Source organism: Marinomonas sp. ef1 (assembly GCF_002806845.1).
Lineage (GTDB): Bacteria > Pseudomonadota > Gammaproteobacteria > Pseudomonadales > Marinomonadaceae > Marinomonas > Marinomonas polaris.
This window is the reverse complement of sequence record NZ_NHTT01000001.1, coordinates 25,374-41,936: the sequence shown is the minus strand read 5'-3', so window position 1 is coordinate 41,936 and position 16,563 is coordinate 25,374. Positions and strand designations below refer to the sequence as shown.

17 protein-coding genes and 1 riboswitch are annotated in these 16,563 nt (G+C 41.9%); of the genes, 3 read left to right on the top strand and 14 right to left on the bottom strand.

What is annotated here, in order from left to right:
- Positions 1–4: 4 nt before the first annotated feature.
- The 3 genes from cobM to CCS02_RS00205 form a co-directional block, all read right to left on the bottom strand.
- The gene (cobM, locus tag CCS02_RS00215) at positions 5–778 is read right to left on the bottom strand and encodes a precorrin-4 C(11)-methyltransferase (RefSeq protein WP_072837727.1); all 774 of its coding nucleotides are present in this window, start codon (positions 776–778) and stop codon (positions 5–7) included.
- A 47-nt stretch (positions 779–825) separates the two neighbouring features.
- Positions 826–1,602 carry a precorrin-3B C(17)-methyltransferase gene (gene cobJ, locus CCS02_RS00210; RefSeq protein WP_072837726.1) on the bottom strand — a complete coding sequence of 259 codons (777 nt, stop codon included), beginning with the start codon at positions 1,600–1,602 and terminating at the stop codon, positions 826–828.
- Between the two features lie 112 nt (positions 1,603–1,714).
- The gene (locus CCS02_RS00205) at positions 1,715–2,080 is read right to left on the bottom strand and encodes an MliC family protein (protein ID WP_157789926.1); all 366 of its coding nucleotides are present in this window, start codon (positions 2,078–2,080) and stop codon (positions 1,715–1,717) included.
- A 268-nt stretch (positions 2,081–2,348) separates the two neighbouring features.
- Positions 2,349–2,524: riboswitch (FMN riboswitch) on the top strand.
- A 121-nt stretch (positions 2,525–2,645) separates the two neighbouring features.
- On the opposite strand from CCS02_RS00205, the gene CCS02_RS00200 reads away from it, so the two are divergent.
- Positions 2,646–3,137, top strand: a complete 492-nt coding sequence (locus CCS02_RS00200) for a 6,7-dimethyl-8-ribityllumazine synthase (RefSeq protein ID WP_072837724.1) — start codon at positions 2,646–2,648, stop codon at positions 3,135–3,137.
- 129 nt (positions 3,138–3,266) lie between these two features.
- Here CCS02_RS00200 and CCS02_RS00195 read toward each other — a convergent pair whose 3' ends face one another.
- From CCS02_RS00195 to CCS02_RS00180, 4 genes are all read right to left on the bottom strand, one after another.
- Complete coding sequence (locus CCS02_RS00195; protein ID WP_100635235.1) at positions 3,267–4,508, bottom strand: leucine-rich repeat-containing protein kinase family protein; 1,242 nt, start codon at positions 4,506–4,508, stop codon at positions 3,267–3,269.
- A gap of 42 nt (positions 4,509–4,550) precedes the next feature.
- On the bottom strand, positions 4,551–5,084 hold the full coding sequence (locus CCS02_RS00190; RefSeq protein WP_072837722.1) for a DinB family protein: 534 nt from the start codon (positions 5,082–5,084) through the stop codon (positions 4,551–4,553).
- A gap of 25 nt (positions 5,085–5,109) precedes the next feature.
- Entirely contained in the window at positions 5,110–5,469 is a 360-nt protein-coding gene (locus CCS02_RS00185; RefSeq protein ID WP_072837721.1) for a DUF1304 domain-containing protein, read from the bottom strand.
- 110 nt (positions 5,470–5,579) lie between these two features.
- A complete protein-coding gene (locus CCS02_RS00180; RefSeq protein WP_072837720.1) occupies positions 5,580–5,777 on the bottom strand; it encodes a DUF2496 domain-containing protein in 198 nt (65 codons plus the stop codon).
- A 173-nt stretch (positions 5,778–5,950) separates the two neighbouring features.
- Here CCS02_RS00180 and tmpT point away from each other — a divergent pair, with 173 nt between their 5' ends.
- Both tmpT and CCS02_RS00170 read left to right on the top strand, forming a co-directional pair.
- Positions 5,951–6,589: a thiopurine S-methyltransferase gene (gene tmpT / locus CCS02_RS00175; RefSeq protein WP_072837719.1), complete on the top strand. Its 639-nt coding sequence runs from the start codon at positions 5,951–5,953 to the stop codon at positions 6,587–6,589.
- Between the two features lie 148 nt (positions 6,590–6,737).
- Positions 6,738–9,005: a YgiQ family radical SAM protein gene (locus CCS02_RS00170; protein WP_100188373.1), complete on the top strand. Its 2,268-nt coding sequence runs from the start codon at positions 6,738–6,740 to the stop codon at positions 9,003–9,005.
- Between the two features lie 92 nt (positions 9,006–9,097).
- On the opposite strand, the gene CCS02_RS00165 is transcribed toward CCS02_RS00170, so the two are convergent.
- The 7 genes from CCS02_RS00165 to hisS all read right to left on the bottom strand — a co-directional run bounded on the left by CCS02_RS00165 (position 9,098) and on the right by hisS (position 16,563).
- On the bottom strand, positions 9,098–9,715 hold the full coding sequence (locus tag CCS02_RS00165; RefSeq protein ID WP_072837717.1) for a hypothetical protein: 618 nt from the start codon (positions 9,713–9,715) through the stop codon (positions 9,098–9,100).
- 140 nt (positions 9,716–9,855) lie between these two features.
- Complete coding sequence (locus CCS02_RS00160; protein ID WP_100635234.1) at positions 9,856–10,905, bottom strand: succinylglutamate desuccinylase/aspartoacylase family protein; 1,050 nt, start codon at positions 10,903–10,905, stop codon at positions 9,856–9,858.
- Positions 10,905–11,810 (bottom strand): 30S ribosomal protein S6--L-glutamate ligase, encoded by a 906-nt coding sequence (rimK, locus tag CCS02_RS00155; protein ID WP_012069075.1) that lies wholly within the window; start codon positions 11,808–11,810, stop codon positions 10,905–10,907. The genes CCS02_RS00160 and rimK overlap by 1 nt, the downstream gene beginning before the upstream one ends.
- Before the next feature lie 210 nt (positions 11,811–12,020).
- Positions 12,021–13,358: a ribosome biogenesis GTPase Der gene (gene der, locus CCS02_RS00150; RefSeq protein WP_072837715.1), complete on the bottom strand. Its 1,338-nt coding sequence runs from the start codon at positions 13,356–13,358 to the stop codon at positions 12,021–12,023.
- A gap of 91 nt (positions 13,359–13,449) precedes the next feature.
- On the bottom strand, positions 13,450–14,583 hold the full coding sequence (bamB, locus tag CCS02_RS00145; RefSeq protein WP_072837714.1) for an outer membrane protein assembly factor BamB: 1,134 nt from the start codon (positions 14,581–14,583) through the stop codon (positions 13,450–13,452).
- Positions 14,584–14,585: 2 nt separating this feature from the next.
- The gene (locus tag CCS02_RS00140; protein WP_100635585.1) at positions 14,586–15,227 is read right to left on the bottom strand and encodes a YfgM family protein; all 642 of its coding nucleotides are present in this window, start codon (positions 15,225–15,227) and stop codon (positions 14,586–14,588) included.
- Between the two features lie 61 nt (positions 15,228–15,288).
- Entirely contained in the window at positions 15,289–16,563 is a 1,275-nt protein-coding gene (gene hisS, locus CCS02_RS00135) for a histidine--tRNA ligase (RefSeq protein WP_100635233.1), read from the bottom strand.

The window sequence follows — 16,563 nt, the reverse complement described above, 5'->3', positions numbered from 1 at the left end:
AAAATTATGTTTTCTTAGACTTGTGTATCTTACGAAAGATATGCGCTTGTCCTTTATCATATAAATAGGAATCCGCGAAATCTTCCGTGTCTAATACCTTTCCGACCAATATCAAACTGGTACGAGTGAATTTTTTCTCTCTTACTTTGGCAACAATATCCGCTAAAGTTCCCACAACATAATCTTGATCCGGCCAACTGGTGCGATAACACACAGCAACAGGACAATCTTCACCATAATGAGGAATGAGTTCTTCAACGATTTTATGGATACGAGTAATACCAAGATGAATCGCTAACGTCGCGCCACTTTGCGCCAAGGCTGGCAAACGCTCTCGTTCTGGAAAAGGCGTTTTACCTTCATAACGAGTCATAATAACGGTTTGTGAAACACCAGATAACGTCAGTTCTTTACGTAATAACGCAGCCGATGCCGCAACCGCACTAACACCCGGAATCACTTCGTAATCAATATCTAAGGCTTCCAAACGACGAATTTGCTCGCCAATCGCGCCATAAAGAGCCGGATCACCAGACTGCAAACGGGCAACGTCTTTGCCTTCTTGCGCGGCTTTTTCGATGACTGCTGTTGTTTCATCCAAATTCATTTCCGCTGTATCGTAAATTGCCTCTGCTGAACCACGAACACTATCAATCACCTGCGGTGGAATCAAAGAACCCGCATAAAGAACAATCGGACAACGTTCCATGGTTTTGACGGCTTTTACCGTCATCAAGTCTGGATCGCCTGGGCCTGCGCCAATAAAGTAAACCTTCATTTATTTCCCTTATCTTTTATAAAGAGCTAAAACGTTTATAAGAGCTCTTAAAGCTTCTTAGAATAGCCGCGCGGCGTATAAATCCAATTCTTCTCACCATTGACTATGTGTTTGGTGTCGGAGTTCCCGACACTAACCATGGTAAACATATCCACGTCTTTAGCATCTAATTCGCCAAGCGTCGTAAAGGTAATATCTTCTTCAGGGCGAGTTAATTGGCGGCCAATCATGACTGGTGTGGTAGCAGGACGATATTGCAACAAAACATCACGAGCGTGGTTCAATTGCCAATCGCGTTTTTTCGAAACGGGGTTGTAAAAAGACACAACAAAATCGCCAGCGCCACAAGCATGCAAGCGCTTATCGATGGTTTCCCAAGGAGTTAATAAATCAGACAATGAAATAGTGCAGAAGTCGTGGCCAAGCATGGCGCCAACTCGGCTAGCGCCCGCTTGCATAGCAGAAATACCTGGGATAACTTCAATATCCACATCCAGCCATTCAGGATGATTTTCTTTGCCTTGTAACTGCATATCCAGCAATTCAAATACCAAAGTCGCCATTGCATAAATGCCAATGTCACCGCTGGAAATCAAAGCAGTATTTTTTCCTTGCGCAGCCAAGTCAAGAGCCAAGCGTGCGCGGCCTATTTCTTCACCTAATGGCAGATTATGAAAGGTTTTTCCTTCGCTTAGCTCACCCAGTAAATCTAAATAGTAGCCGTAAGCAACCCAATCACTGCAAACTGCCAATGCTTTGGTGGCATTCGGTGCCACCAAGCCTAAATCACCGGGCCCCATACCCATTACAAATAACTTGCTCATGCATTCTCTACAATATAATCAAGCGCCACAGGACGCGAATGAGGCCATTGTACACGGATTGCAAATTTGACGGGATGAAAACACCACTATTTAGAATGAGTGATGTTCAGGTTTAGGATTCAACACGAACAAGGCGGCAATGATTTCTTTCTACGCCATTAAACTCTAGTTCAGCTTCATCACCATGAATCCAAAAAGATAGGCCTTCACCCAAATAAAATGCACCAGAGGCGCTTATTGCATGAGTAAGTACATAGGTTTTTTCTTTCCAAGATAACTGGGCTTGTTCGGCATGAAAAAATATATTTAAAGGCATGTTATTGCAGAGATAATCAGCCTCATTGGTTTGAGCAACGTCTTCTATCTCATATGTATCTTCATCTGGAGCAACGTTTTTATTAACTGAGCTGCAAGCAGCTAGTCCAAATAAAGAAGAACCAAGCAGGACGCTTTGTAGAAGCAACTTTTTAATGTGCACTATATGAGACTCCATTCTAGAACCACTTTTCCGATACACCATTCTTGACTAAAAGGTCATTATAGTGAGCAATCTGAATTTTAACAGCTCATATTATATAGCGCTAGATAATAAGCTCTACCAAGCACTATCAGTTATTAGTTACTTTTTGTTATTTAAACCATTAATTAACGGCAAAATTGTCACAAAATCGCCACAATTGACAAGAGCAGACTCTTTGACAGTCAAGGATGAAAACGAGTATATTTCACCAGTCGGATTTATCCGACTTCGTTCTCGGGGCGGGGTGAAATTCCCCACCGGCGGTAAAGACTTTGTTTAAACTAAAGAATTTAAACTAAAATCTAAGCCCGCGAGCGCCTTTAAGAAGCCTTTCTTTTAGGGTCAGCAGATCTGGTGTGATTCCAGAGCCGACGGTTATAGTCCGGATGATAGAGAGCGCGTCAGACAAGACCTATATTGGCTTAGCAACTTTTGCTACGCCCGATTTAAGGTATGCCATTTAAAAGTGGTGTATTTGCCTGCCCGTTCGCCCTGATTCACCTTAGATATTTAGGATTAAAAAATGAATCAGAGCTCAACGAATAACATTGATTTCACTCCTGCTACAAAACGCATCGCTATTCTTCATGCTACTTGGCACGAAGATATTGTATTAAATTGCGTTGAAGGCTTTAAAAACGAACTAGTCTCTCGCGGTTACGATGCTTCTTTAATTGAGGTTATCTCCGTACCTGGTGGCTACGAAATTCCATTACAAGCAAAACTGCTAGCAAAAAGTGGGCAATATTCCGCTATTGCAGGTACGGCATTGGTTGTAGATGGTGGTATTTACCGTCACGATTTTGTTGCTCAGGCAATTTGTAACGCCTTAATGCAAGTTCAATTGGAAACGGAAGTACCTGTTCTAACAGCGGTACTAACACCTCATAACTTCCATGAGCACGACGAGCATAAAGAATACTTCAGCCGTCATTTTGTTAAGAAAGGTATTGAGCTGGCAAATGCTTGCGATCAAACCATTCGCTTAACAGAAAAAGCCAAACAAATGCTCTAAGCATTTGGCTTAGAAAACACTAAGTTTGGTTAAGAGAGTACTAAGTTCGTAAAAGTGCCCCGCATTTCATGAGCATGAGATGCGGGGCACTTTTTACCTAACAAATAAGGTTTAAAACAACTTTATAATCTAGGAAAATGCGTGAGAGCGTAGCAATTTATAAAGGTCGCTATTTCGATCTTCTTCAACACACAAGCTCAACATATCATCGATAAAGAAGCCTAAAGCTCGTCGCTCTATTCGCTCAATCCCTTTCTGCTGCTGAGGCGATAAATTAGCATATTTTGATGCCGCACCAAAATCACCAAACAATACATGACCTTCTTCATTGATTAAGATGTTATGGGCATAAAGATCGCCATGGCTGACTTCTTTCTCACAAAAATGCGCGACTAACTGATCTACTTGCTCAACAATTCGAATTATTTTATCTATCGAGAATTGCTGATCCACCGCAAAAGTATCGCGTGTGCAAGACATAAGACTTGGTGGTTGACCTAGATTCGTATAATGTGCAGGAATCAGCTCCATCACCAGCGCAGAACAATCAACCTCCGTCACTTTTGCCAAAGGTTGAACCAAATTACTGTGGTTACCGACAGCAAGACATGCATCAAGTTCGTCCTCAGGATAACCATCACTCGTTACCTCACCCTTGAATACCTTGACGGCTACAGAGTCTGAAAAATCAAAGGTATTTTCACGCCAAGTCGCTAAGGAAATAACACCTGATGCCCCCTGTCCCAATACTTGATGCAATTCCAAATCACGAAATTGCACTGTTTTAAATTCATTATGCGGATCACGCTCGGCACAAAATGGATTGCCAGAGAATGCCAACCAAGCCAAACGAGGCAACTCCAATAAGGCATCAGGGAAAGCCACCAGCTGATTAGCCGAAAGGCGAACCAATTCCAGGTTGCGACAATTAACGATAGAATCAGGCAGTGATGTTAAACGATTTCCCGCTAAAGCCAGCTTCTGTAGACGTATTAGCTTTCCAAAATCCTCTGGAAGAGAGTCAATTTTGTTATCGGTAAGAATTAACCAACGGGTCAGTGTCGGCAACGAATCAGAAGACACGCTAGTAATTTGATTGCTTTTAAAACCAATCATCTCCAAGTTCTCGCATTGCCCTAGAACCTCTGGCAATTGCGTGAAGCGATTATTCGAGCAAAAAAGTATACGAAGTTTTTTAAAACGTGATAAATCTGCTGGTAGCTCACTTAAACTGTTATTCGATAAATCTAAAATTTCTAGGCTTTCAGCTAGATCAAAGATAGCCTCAGGAAAAACTGTTAAATTCTCAGATAGCTGCAGGCGAACATTGCCTTTCAACTCTCCACGGTTAAGTTGGTCAAGTGTGTGCACAATAGAACTCTTTTTAAATAAGATTTATGCGCATTATAACAATTACATGCGTGGAATGGTGATTATCAAGTCAGTAATACCAACGTCAATTCCCATTTGTGAAAGCAAGGTAGTTATCTGTCCTCTATGATGGGTCTGATGGTTAAAAAAATGCTGCAGCGTAAAACCAAACCGTTGAGAATGATCAATCCCCTTCATATTTTTATATACCAATGCCGATGCTAGCATCTCGTCGGTTACTTCATCCATCATGGTAATAATCTGCTTATCTAGCTCGAAACGTTTACGTTGCAATAAGAGTAAATCATCAAACAACTGAGTATTAAGCTCAGCCGGACGCTCTAATGCACGAACAAGATCTAGACTAGAAAGCTCAATGAAATGGTCTGCAAAGCGTTTCAGCCAAATAATATCAGCCGCTAAATTGTGATTAAGCGTGCCTAGCACAGAGCCAAAGAATGCACCTTTATCTTCAACTAGATCGGCATAACTTAACTCACCAACGGCTTTATAAACAGCCTGATTCATCCATTGATTATAAGACGCCATCAGCTGCATATTTTCTTTTACCGACATAACCCTCCCCCTCTTAATGTATTCGCTAAGCTGCTGATAAAACCGCAATTAAAGCAATCACCCCAGGCAATCCCTGTACAAACAATATTTTCTTGCTTGAGGTAATCGCACCGTAAACACCAGCAACAACCACACAAAGCAAAAAGAAAACTGTCACCTGTGAGCCTGCCACACCAAGCCACAACCCCCACAATAACCCCGCAGCAAGAAAACCGTTATAAAGCCCTTGGTTCGCAGCCATTACCTTGCTCGCTTTGGCAAATTCCGGTTTCAAGCCAAATATTTTCATGCCTTTAGGTTTATCCCAAAGAAACATCTCGATGTACATAATGTATAGATGTAAAAGAGCGACAAGTGCTGTGGCAACAAGTGCAATTAATTGCATAGATAGAACCTCTTATTTTTTTATTCTATTGGTAAAACAATTTTAATTTAACTCGTCGAGTTCGAATGAAGCCTCTGAGAAACTATTTTGTTTCTTCTTGGTCTATTCACTCAAGCTCCACTTACTTTTTTATCTGTATTTTCAAGCTTCGCTTGCTCTTTATCTATTCTTTCAAGCTTCGCTTGAAAGTCTCTCAAAGCAATGGTCAAAGCACCAACAGCGACACTTGGATCAATATCGTGACTTTCAAGCAACTCAATAAGATCAACAGCCAGCTTGATATGATCTGGCGCGTGGTCTAAAGACATAAAAACTCCATATGGAAGACTGCAACAATCTATGTGTAAAATGCGAAAAATAGGCAGCTAAAAAACTTTTTTGCCGTCTATAATGGATTTTTTGCATTACGAATTGTTCGACGTAAAATAAGACAAATACAATACACATAGAACATAAACAAGCCTAATTTAACGAGGTTATCGTGATTACAAATGAATTTTGGTTGGATCGATGGAAAACAGGGCGTATTGGCTTTCATCAAGAAGGCGTCAACCCAAAGCTAATAGAGTTCTGGCCTGTCTTGCCAAAAGGAAGTCGAATTCTTGTGCCTTTATGTGGAAAGTCCAATGACATGATCTGGTTAGCTGAGCAAGGTTATCAGGTTACAGGCGTTGAGCTATCTTCTCTAGCGGTGATTCAGTTTTTAGGTGATAACGATTTGGCCTTTGAAACACATCAAGAAGGCGATTTAAAAGTTCATAGTGTTGACGGATTGCCTCTACGCATTGTCGAGGGTGACTATTTTCAATTCAACGAAACCGATTTTGATGCCTGTTATGATCGCGCAGCAATGATAGCCATGCCAGATTCAAAACGTAAAGAGTATGTTACCCATACACTTGATCGTTTGTCTTCATCTGCTTGTGTGCTATTGGTTTCATTACAGTATGATGGCGACAAACAAGGTCCGCCGTTTTCTGTCAATGAAGATAGTGTTGTATCACTGTGGGGGAGTCAAATTCAGAAAATCGCCTCGGAAAACCTAGCACTGACCAATCCTCAGTATAAAGAGGAAGGACACAACATATTTGAAGAAAGTGTATGGCGTATTCAACCTTAGAGAATATAAGCCTGAATAGACCTAGATTAGGCTGTCTACCCTAGGTTTTTTCTGGGATAATGCAGCACAATTTTTCACCGATAAGCCATGTATCCTCGTAATGACAAAGAATATCGCTAGCCATTACGCCCGATACCAAGAGTAAACAATGATCAAACGACATAAAACCGCCAAAGAACTCTTTTCTTACCCATTATATTGGGCTGAGTGTTATGGCGTTTCGCCCTTCCTACCAACTACAAGAGAAGAAATGGACGCTCTTGGCTGGGACAGCTGTGATGTAATCATAGTGTCAGGTGATGCTTATGTGGATCACCCTAGTTTTGGTATGGCGGTTTTAGGTCGCTTATTAGAAGCGCAAGGTTATCGCGTCGGCATCATCGATCAACCAGATTGGCGTAACACTGAAGATTTCATGCGTCTTGGTCGTCCTAACCTGTACTTTGGCGTTACTGCAGGCAATATGGACTCCTTGATCAACCGCTACACTGCCGACTTGAAAGTACGTAATGATGATGCTTATACACCTTATGGCATTGGCGGAAAACGTCCTGATCGCGCGGTTATTGTTTATTCTCAGCGTTGTAAAGAAGCCTTCCATGATGTACCAGTGATGATTGGCGGTATTGAAGCCAGCCTTCGCCGTATTGCCCAATATGATTATTGGAGTGATGAAGTGCGCCGTTCAGTGCTAATCGATTCGACTGCCGATATTTTACTTTACGGCAATGCTGAACGCGCCATGATTGAAGTAACCCATCAGATGGCTATGGGTAAAACACTTGATGAGTTAACCGATATTCGCGGCACGACTATTGTTCGAAATACCCCACCTGGCGGCTATACAGAAATCGATTCGACTCGTGTGGATTGGCCCGGCAAAGTAGAACAAATTTACAGCCCTTATGAATATATTCCAGAAGGTAAGTGTCAGACAAAGGACGAAGAAGAGTCCGACGTAATGCCTATTCGCGTAATTCCTGCTCCACTTCGTCGTGGCGAAAAGCTCGATCCTGAAAAAACCTATATTCGTTTACCTTCTTTTGAAAAAGTTTCTAAAGACCCTGTTTTATACGCGCACACATCACGTATTTTGCACCTTGAATCAAACCCGCATAACGCACGCGCACTGATTCAAAAACATGGCAAGAAAGAAATCTGGGTAAATCCGCCACCGATTCCATTGGAAACACCTGAAATGGACGGCGTGTTTGATTTACCTTATGCACGTGTGCCGCACCCGAAATACAAAAAAGCCCGCATTCCTGCTTATGACATGATCAAAACATCGATCAACATTATGCGTGGTTGTTTTGGTGGCTGTACTTTTTGTTCGATTACCGAGCATGAAGGACGAGTGATTCAATCTCGCTCACACGAATCAATTTTGAAGGAAATTGAAGATATCAAGGACAAGGTGCCAGGTTTCACAGGGCATATTTCTGACCTTGGCGGACCTACTTCCAACATGTACACCCTGAACTGTAACGACGATGAAGTACAAGCGTCGTGCCGTAAACTGTCTTGTGTTTATCCGACCATTTGCTCCAACTTGAATACAGATCATAGCCCAACAACTCAACTATATCGTAAAACTCGTGCGGTTGAAGGTATTCATACCGTATCTATCGCCTCCGGTTTACGTTATGACCTTGCTGTAGAAGATCCTGAGTACGTTCGTGAACTCGTCACCCATCACGTTGGTGGCTTACTGAAAATTGCTCCAGAGCACTCAGAGCAAGGCACTTTATCAAAAATGATGAAGCCAGGTATGGGTACATATGACCGCTTCAAACGCATGTTTGATAAATATTCCAAAGAAGCAGGCAAGAAGCAGCATTTAATCCCTTACTTTATCGCCGCCCATCCGGGCAGTTCAGACGAGGATATGCTTAACCTTGCTGTGTGGTTGAAAACCAACGACTTCAAACCGGACCAAGTACAAACCTTTTATCCTTCGCCCATGTCATTAGCGACAGCTATGTATCATTCTGGTAAAAACCCACTAAAACCAGTTACCTATAAAAGCGAAGACGTTTATACACCCAAAGATGCCAAGCAACGTACGGTACAAAAAGGTTTCTTGCGTTATCACGATCCAAGCAACTGGCAAGACCTACGCAACACTTTAATCAAAATGGGACGCCCTGACCTTATAGGTCATGGTGATAACAAATTGGTGCCAGCTGAAGAGAAAGATAAGCAGATCCATCGTCGCCCTCAAAAAGCCAAACCAGGCCAAGCTACTGGCGCTTCCCATACGTCAAACAGACCAACTATGGAGAAGAATGCCGCTGCAGAAAAAGCTCGCCGCAAAACGAGCAACGATGCCAAACCTGCAAGTAGCCGTATTAATGGTGGGCCAACTGCTCCAGCAAAACGCCGCAAGACAAAAGTAAAGTCTCGCCAACAGTAAGCTTATCTCCAAATTAAGTTCACAAAGAGACAGACATAAAAAAACGCGTCATGCTTATTCAACATGGCGCGTTTTTTTCATTACATTAGAAATTAGTTATGCTCTATCTTTGCTAGCTTACTGCGTCTACGACAAGCAATAACCAACTCAATAGCAGAGATTAAGATTAAGGTATAACCTAATGTCTCAATCCCCTCTTCTACAATATTCTTAACAAGACGCATATAGGAATCGCCCATTACAGCCTGCCAAAATGAACTACGACCCATCAACCTAGAAAACGCCAGTATAGTGACAAATCCAGCGAGAAAAGTACCAAAGCTAGATTGTAGAGAATATTCTTTTAAAGAAGCGTAAATTGAAGAAAACCGCCCCCATAGAAAAATTAAAACACATATAAATATAATACTTACAATGCTTTGCCACGCCCCATCAAACACATACTGATCCAATAAAGAATCAGATTCACGCACAAACATCATCGCCAGCAAAGCTCCGAGCAATGTCGCGGCTATATTTAATTTTGCGTCTAAACGCGCAGCATAAAGAAATAACATGCAGCTAAAGAAAGACATGAAGTCTTGCAGATGCTCAGTAAGAGTTTGCTCACTGTATTCAGCAGCAGTTAGCGACTGATACCCTTCCAAAGAGATAAGCTGAGCTACGCCAGCAACAGCAAAAAGATAAACCAAACCACGAAGAATAAACATGAAAAGACCTCAACTTTTGAAGTTGAGATTTTAGTGAAAAAAAAGTGAAAAAACGATATGGCACGTGAAGATGACACTATCATTACTTGTTTCATGCTTATGTCATGACATTTATAATAAAAATGACATTAGTCATCGAGTCAAGAAGACTTATAGTCGATCAAATTCAAAGACGCTTCACTGTCCATCAACTCATCCTGCATACTTTCCACATGTCCTGCCACTTCATCTGGGGATGAAAAGTGAGCAATATGGTACATAGCGTCACCTTCTTGAACTAATGGTATATTTTGCTTACCAATAATAATCCCACCATTTTTGCACAAAACCTTATCTAAAATATCACCATAAGGATCTTTAATCTCAGCAAGCACATCACCGGTCTCAACAAGATCACCTAGCTCTTTCATATGTGTTGTAAAACCACTATCAGTGGCTCTTATCCAACTACTGCTGCGTGCAATTCTCGGCTCAGACAGAGACTTTTTACTGCGCGACTTAGGCAACATTCCCAAATGCCTCATGACTCCAACAATACCTTTCACACCAGCTCGTATAGATAGCTCATCAAAGCGCAACGCTTCACCCGCTTCATACAAAATAACCTTAGCACCAACATCATTGGCACATTCACGTAATGAGCCATCGCGAAGGTTAGAGTTCATCAAAACAGGAACACCAAAGGCTCTTGCAATAGCCAGCGTCTCAGGATCATCAAGATTCGCTCGCACTTGCGGCAAGTTGGTACGGTGCAAACTTCCCGTATGAAGGTCGATACCGTAATTTGCCTTAGAAACAATCTCACTCAAAAAACGATCTGCAACGCGTCCCGCTAAGGAGCCACGCTGAGAGCCTGGAAAAGAACGATTTAAATCTCGCCTATCAGGTAAATAACGACTTTGACTCAACACGCCATAACCGTTAACAATTGGCACTGCGATCAAGGTACCTTTTAAACTCTCAAGATATTTGCTTTGAATGATTCGACTAATAATCTCGATACCATTCAACTCATCACCATGAATCGCAGCGCTAATAAACAAGGTCGGACCAGAACGCTTGCCGCGCTTTACAAACACCGGCATAGACATGTTCGTGTCCGTATACAACTTTACCATTGGCAGTTTTATACGAGCAGTACCACCTAGCGGAATCTCTACACCGCCAATTGTTAAAGTTGCTTTCCCCATTAACCTTTTCCTTTTGTTTTTGTGCTACTCAAAAATGCCGTTTTTTCAATGTGCTTAATAATCATAGAAGCAACGTCTTTGCCGGTTGCAGATTCAATACCTTCTAAACCAGGCGAGGAGTTAACTTCCATAATAAGAGGGCCATTATTGGATCTTAGTATATCCACACCACACATATTCAAGCCCATTACTTTTGCAGCTTCTACCGCTGTGCGCCTTTCTTCAGGCGACAATCGAATTAAAGACGCTGTGCCACCGCGGTGAAGGTTTGAGCGAAACTCGCCTTCTGCACCTTGTCTTTTCATTGCAGCAATAACTTTACCACCAACTACCAAACAGCGAATATCAGCACCACCTGCTTCTTTGATATACTCTTGCACCAAGATATTAGCTTTTAAGCCCATAAAGGCTTCGATAATAGACTCAGCAGTCTTATTCGACTCCGCCAAAACGACACCAATACCTTGAGTACCTTCCAAAAGCTTAATCACTACAGGCGCGCCACCGACATTTTTAAGCAAGTCGCCTATCTTATCAGGATGGTGCGCAAAACCTGTTTTAGGCAAACCCAAGCCTTTACGGGACATAAGCTGCAAAGATCTTAACTTATCACGTGAACGACTGATCGCCACAGACTCGTTAATACTGTAAGTGCCCATCATCTCAAACTGTCTAACCACAGCCGTACCATAAAAAGTAACTGATGCTCCAATTCTTGGAATAACCGCATCATACTTAGGCAGAGGCTTACCGTCGTAACGAACGGAAGGGTTGCTACTTGTAATGTCCATATAACAATGCATCGTATCAATTACATCTACCTCATGCCCAAGCTGTTCACCTGCCTCAACCAATCGACGAGTAGAATAAAGTCGAGGATTACGAGAAAGAATTGCGATTTTCATAGATGTCCTTTGAACAAAATAAGAAAGCAAACGTACAAACGATGCTTATAAAAAAAGTGCTTATAAAAAAGTTAATGCCATTGGCGCGAGAATAGTGAATAACCTTATATTTAGAAAGAGATTTCATACATTTTACATAAAAAAATCTCCAAGCCCCCCTGCATAACAAAGGCACTCAGAGATTCTTGAGTTATCTTTTAAAAATAACGATTATTTCTTAGGAGCAAACGGGTTTTCAGCCGATTTAAATTCAAAAATAATCGGTGTACCAGTAATGTTCAGCACAGTTCTAAATTTATTTTCAAGATAACGCTTATAGCTTCCTGGCAAAGAATCAGTCTGATTACCATGAACTACAATACGTGGTGGATTTGACCCACCTTGGTGAGCGTATCGAAGCTTGATTCGACGACTATTCACCATTGGAGGCTGGTGTTCTGCAATGGAATCTTCAAGAATTCTTGTCAAACGGTTTGTGGTCCATTTGGCATAACAAGACTCGTAAGTACTTTCAATCGTATCGTACAAATCACCGACACCAGTACCATGCAAGGCCGAGATGTAATGCACTTTAGCGTAAGGGACAAAACCCAAACGACGCTCAACTTCACTCTTGATATGCTCACGATCGTCTTTTTTAAGACCATCCCATTTATTGATGGCAATGATAACACCACGCCCCGCATCCAACACATAACCGATCATGTGTAGATCTTGCTCAACCAAATCTTCATGGGAGTCAATGACTACAATAACTACGTTAGCATCTTGAATGGCTTGCAAAGCCTTAACAATAGAAAACTTCTCAACCGCTTCTTTAACATGTTTACGGCGACGAATACCTGCGGTATCGATAAGAGTATATTCTTTATCGTTACGCACATAAGGAATATAAACACTGTCACGGGTGGTGCCTGGCATGTCATAAACCACAACACGATCTTCGCCTAGCATGCGGTTTACCAATGTAGATTTACCCACGTTTGGACGACCCACCACACCAATACGAATGCCACGTGACTCTATGCTAATTTGATTCTTGGCTTCTTCAACACGCTCTGCAAATGGCAACATGACCTTATCAATTAGGACATGTACACCCTTACCATGAGAAGCAGCAATTGGGTGTAACTCACCAAAACCTAATGAATAAAAATCAGCCAAAGCGATATCTTCATTGATACCGTCGGTCTTATTCACCACAAGAGAAACCTGCTTATTAGAACGACGTAAATGACTAGCGATCATCTCGTCAGCAGGGTTCAGACCATGACGGCCATCAACAAGAAACAAGACAACATCTGCTTCTTCTATCGCCAACAAAGACTGGCGTGCCATTTTTTCATCAATACCTTGCTCATCACCACTGATACCACCGGTATCAATGACGATAAATTCATGTTCACCAAGTTTACCGTCACCGTATTTTCGGTCACGGGTTAAGCCTGGATAATCGGCAACCAAAGCATCACGAGATCTCGTCAATTGATTGAAGAGAGTTGACTTGCCAACATTGGGTCTACCTACCAATGCAATAACTGGAATCATTTTTTTACCTATAAAAATACAAAGCGGCCACCACCCCTATAAAAGGGATGGCAGCCTCTTTAAAAATCGCTAAAAGAAATCGAAACTGATTTCAATAGCTCAATGCCGTCACATTAGAGTTCGGCGTAAGAATAAACAATTGCTTGTCATTTGCCACCATGCGACTACCTGGTGGGACGCCATTATCAGCTACTTTATGAGCTGCAACTTCGCCCGTTGTTAGATCAAGTAAATGAACATAACCACCGCGATCCATCACAGCAACATAGTCACGGAAAAATTCTGGCGTAATTAAATCTCGGTCTACAAGATCTTTATTTTCCCAAACCTCGGTGCCGTTTTTAGCGTTCAACGCAATGACTTTACTTGTCATATCAACCGCAACTAACAGCTCTCCTCGTACGGCAACACCTACAGAACTAGGAATACTACGCTGCCATAATGGGCGACCATTTTCAATCGAAAGAGCGGCAAGCGTACCATTGTAGGCAACAGCATAAACAACACCGTTTTCTACTACTAAACGACCATCGATATCGCTTAATCGCTCTATTTCATAACGCCCTTCAGGCTTACCGACCTCATACGACCAAAGTAAATTACCGTCTTGTAGCGAATAAGCTTTCAACTTACCGCTGGCAAAACCAGCAATAACCTTGCCGTCAGCAATAACTGGTGCGCTTGTACCACGTACTGTCAAAGATGGCAAATCTTCTTTCGCACGCCACTGAGTATCACCCGTTTCAGCATCAAGTACGCTTAACCAGCCATCAGCAGTTTGAATAGCCAATTTACCAGCAGCATAAGAGCCTTCCGACAACACTTCAGAACTTAACGTCTTTTCCCACAATATCGATTTACTTGTTAAAGAAACGGCAATCAGTTGAGCATCATACGTACCAAAATAGACAACGTCACCATGGCGCGCCACACCTGCACTAGGTCTATATTCAGTTGAGAAAGTATCTTTTTTCTTTCCATTCTCTTGTGCAAGTTCGTAAACCGTTCCCTTAGCAGTGACAAAGAACAACGAACCGTTTTCTGCAACAAGATTAAAACGTTCACTAGACTCACCAAAATTACCATCCACACCAGTCCGCCACGATGTTTTTAAATTAACCTTACTTTCAATAGAAGGAAGGTCTGGCAAAGCTGGACGAGAGTTAGAGCAACCCTGAATGATCAAAGCAGTAAACAATACGACGAAAAAAAGAGACTTGCTCATAGTTAACCTTTCACCAAATCCTTAAGTTTAATATCAAGCAATGGATGATTTACACCAACGCCCAATGCCTCACCAGCCTTCTGATAAGCAATACGCGCATCATCACGCTTACCTTGTGAGATTAAAATATCACCAATCAATTCTTGCTGCTGTGCAGCAAACTCTTCTTCAGATACTTTTTCAACACGAGCCATAGCGCCAGCATAATCCTCTTTTTGAAGCATTAATCGCGCTACTCGTAGATTCGCAATCGCCACAAAAGAAATATCTTTTGTTTTGGCAATAGCATCATCCAATGCCTTAATTGCCTCATCGTATTTACCATTTTCAGCATCTACACGAGCCAAGAATAATTGACCGAACATTGCATAACCAGTGTCACCATAATCATCGGCAAGTTGCTTAGCGATAAAGACGACAGTTTTTTGATTATTTTCATCACTTAAATCAGCAGAGGCTTGGACCAAGTTTTGATAAAGCGCAGATGCTTCGCTAGTATAGTTAGCTTGGCTCGTTTTCCACGCCTGCCAACCAAAATAACCACCAACAGCAACAGCGATAACAACGACCAACATTATGCCGTTCTTTTTCCACCATGATTTAAACGCTTCGATTTGTTCTTCTTCAGTCTTTAATTCAGACACTTTTTCTTCCTCATGCAAGGTGCCGCCAAATATATGAGTAGCGACACTCCATTAAATCAAATTACAACTTGGCATTAATATAGTCAGCAACATCGTCAATTGAATGAGGCAGTTGCTCACCCGTTGACATATCTTTTACCTGACAAATACCGCTATCGATCTCGTCCTGTCCTAAAACAATCGTAAAACGAGCCTCTGAACGATCGGCTTTCTTCATTTGATTCTTAAAATTACCACCGCCACAGTGGCGCAAAACGACAAGGTTTGAATTCTTTTCACGCAATCGCTCAGCTAAAACAAAAGAAGCAAGCTCTGCATCATCCCCCATACTAATAACAAACACATCAGTAGAAAATTTCGCTTCATCTGGAGTCAAGTTTAACGTTTCAAGCAGAAGCACTAAACGCTCTATCCCCATAGCAAAACCAACAGCTGGCGTTGACTTTCCACCTAGCTGCTCGACCAAACCGTCATAACGGCCGCCCGCACAAACGGTTGCTTGAGAACCTAAATGTGTCGTAACCCATTCGAAAACAGTTTTACCGTAATAATCCAAACCACGCACTAAACGGCGGTTAATAACATACGATATACCATTAGCTTTCAACATAGCTTGTAAAAGATCAAAATGAGCTTGTGACTCTTCGCCAATAAAATCCTCTAGATTTGGCGCGTCTTTAAGTACTGTCTGGGTCGACTCATCTTTAGAATCTAATATTCTTAATGGATTCGTACCTAGACGGCGCTGACTATCTTCATCCAGTTGATCTTTAAACTCAGTCAAATAATCAACTAAAGCTGCTTTATAAGTTTCACGCTCAGACGCCAAGCCGATGGTATTCAATTGCAGCTCAACATGCTCCAACAAACCGAGTTTTTTCCACAATCGAGCGGACAAAATAATTAACTCAGCGTCGATATCAGCAGACCCCATACCAAAAGATTCCACACCAATTTGATGAAATTGGCGATAGCGACCTTTTTGAGGACGTTCGTAACGGAACATCGGTCCTGTGTACCACAGACGCTGAGTTTGATTAAACAACAAACCTGCCTGATCCGCAGCACGAACACAACTTGCAGTACCTTCAGGACGTAAAGTCAAAGACTCACCATTACGATCATCAAAGGTATACATTTCTTTTTCTACAATATCCGTTGTTTCACCGACACCGCGTTTAAATAAATCCGTATTTTCAACGATAGGAAAACGAATTTGCTGATACCCATAAGACTTAACAACATCAGCCACTGTTTTTTCTAGATATAACCAAACAGAGGATTGATCAGGCAAAATGTCGTTCATTCCCCTGATCGCTTGAATTTTACGAGCCAC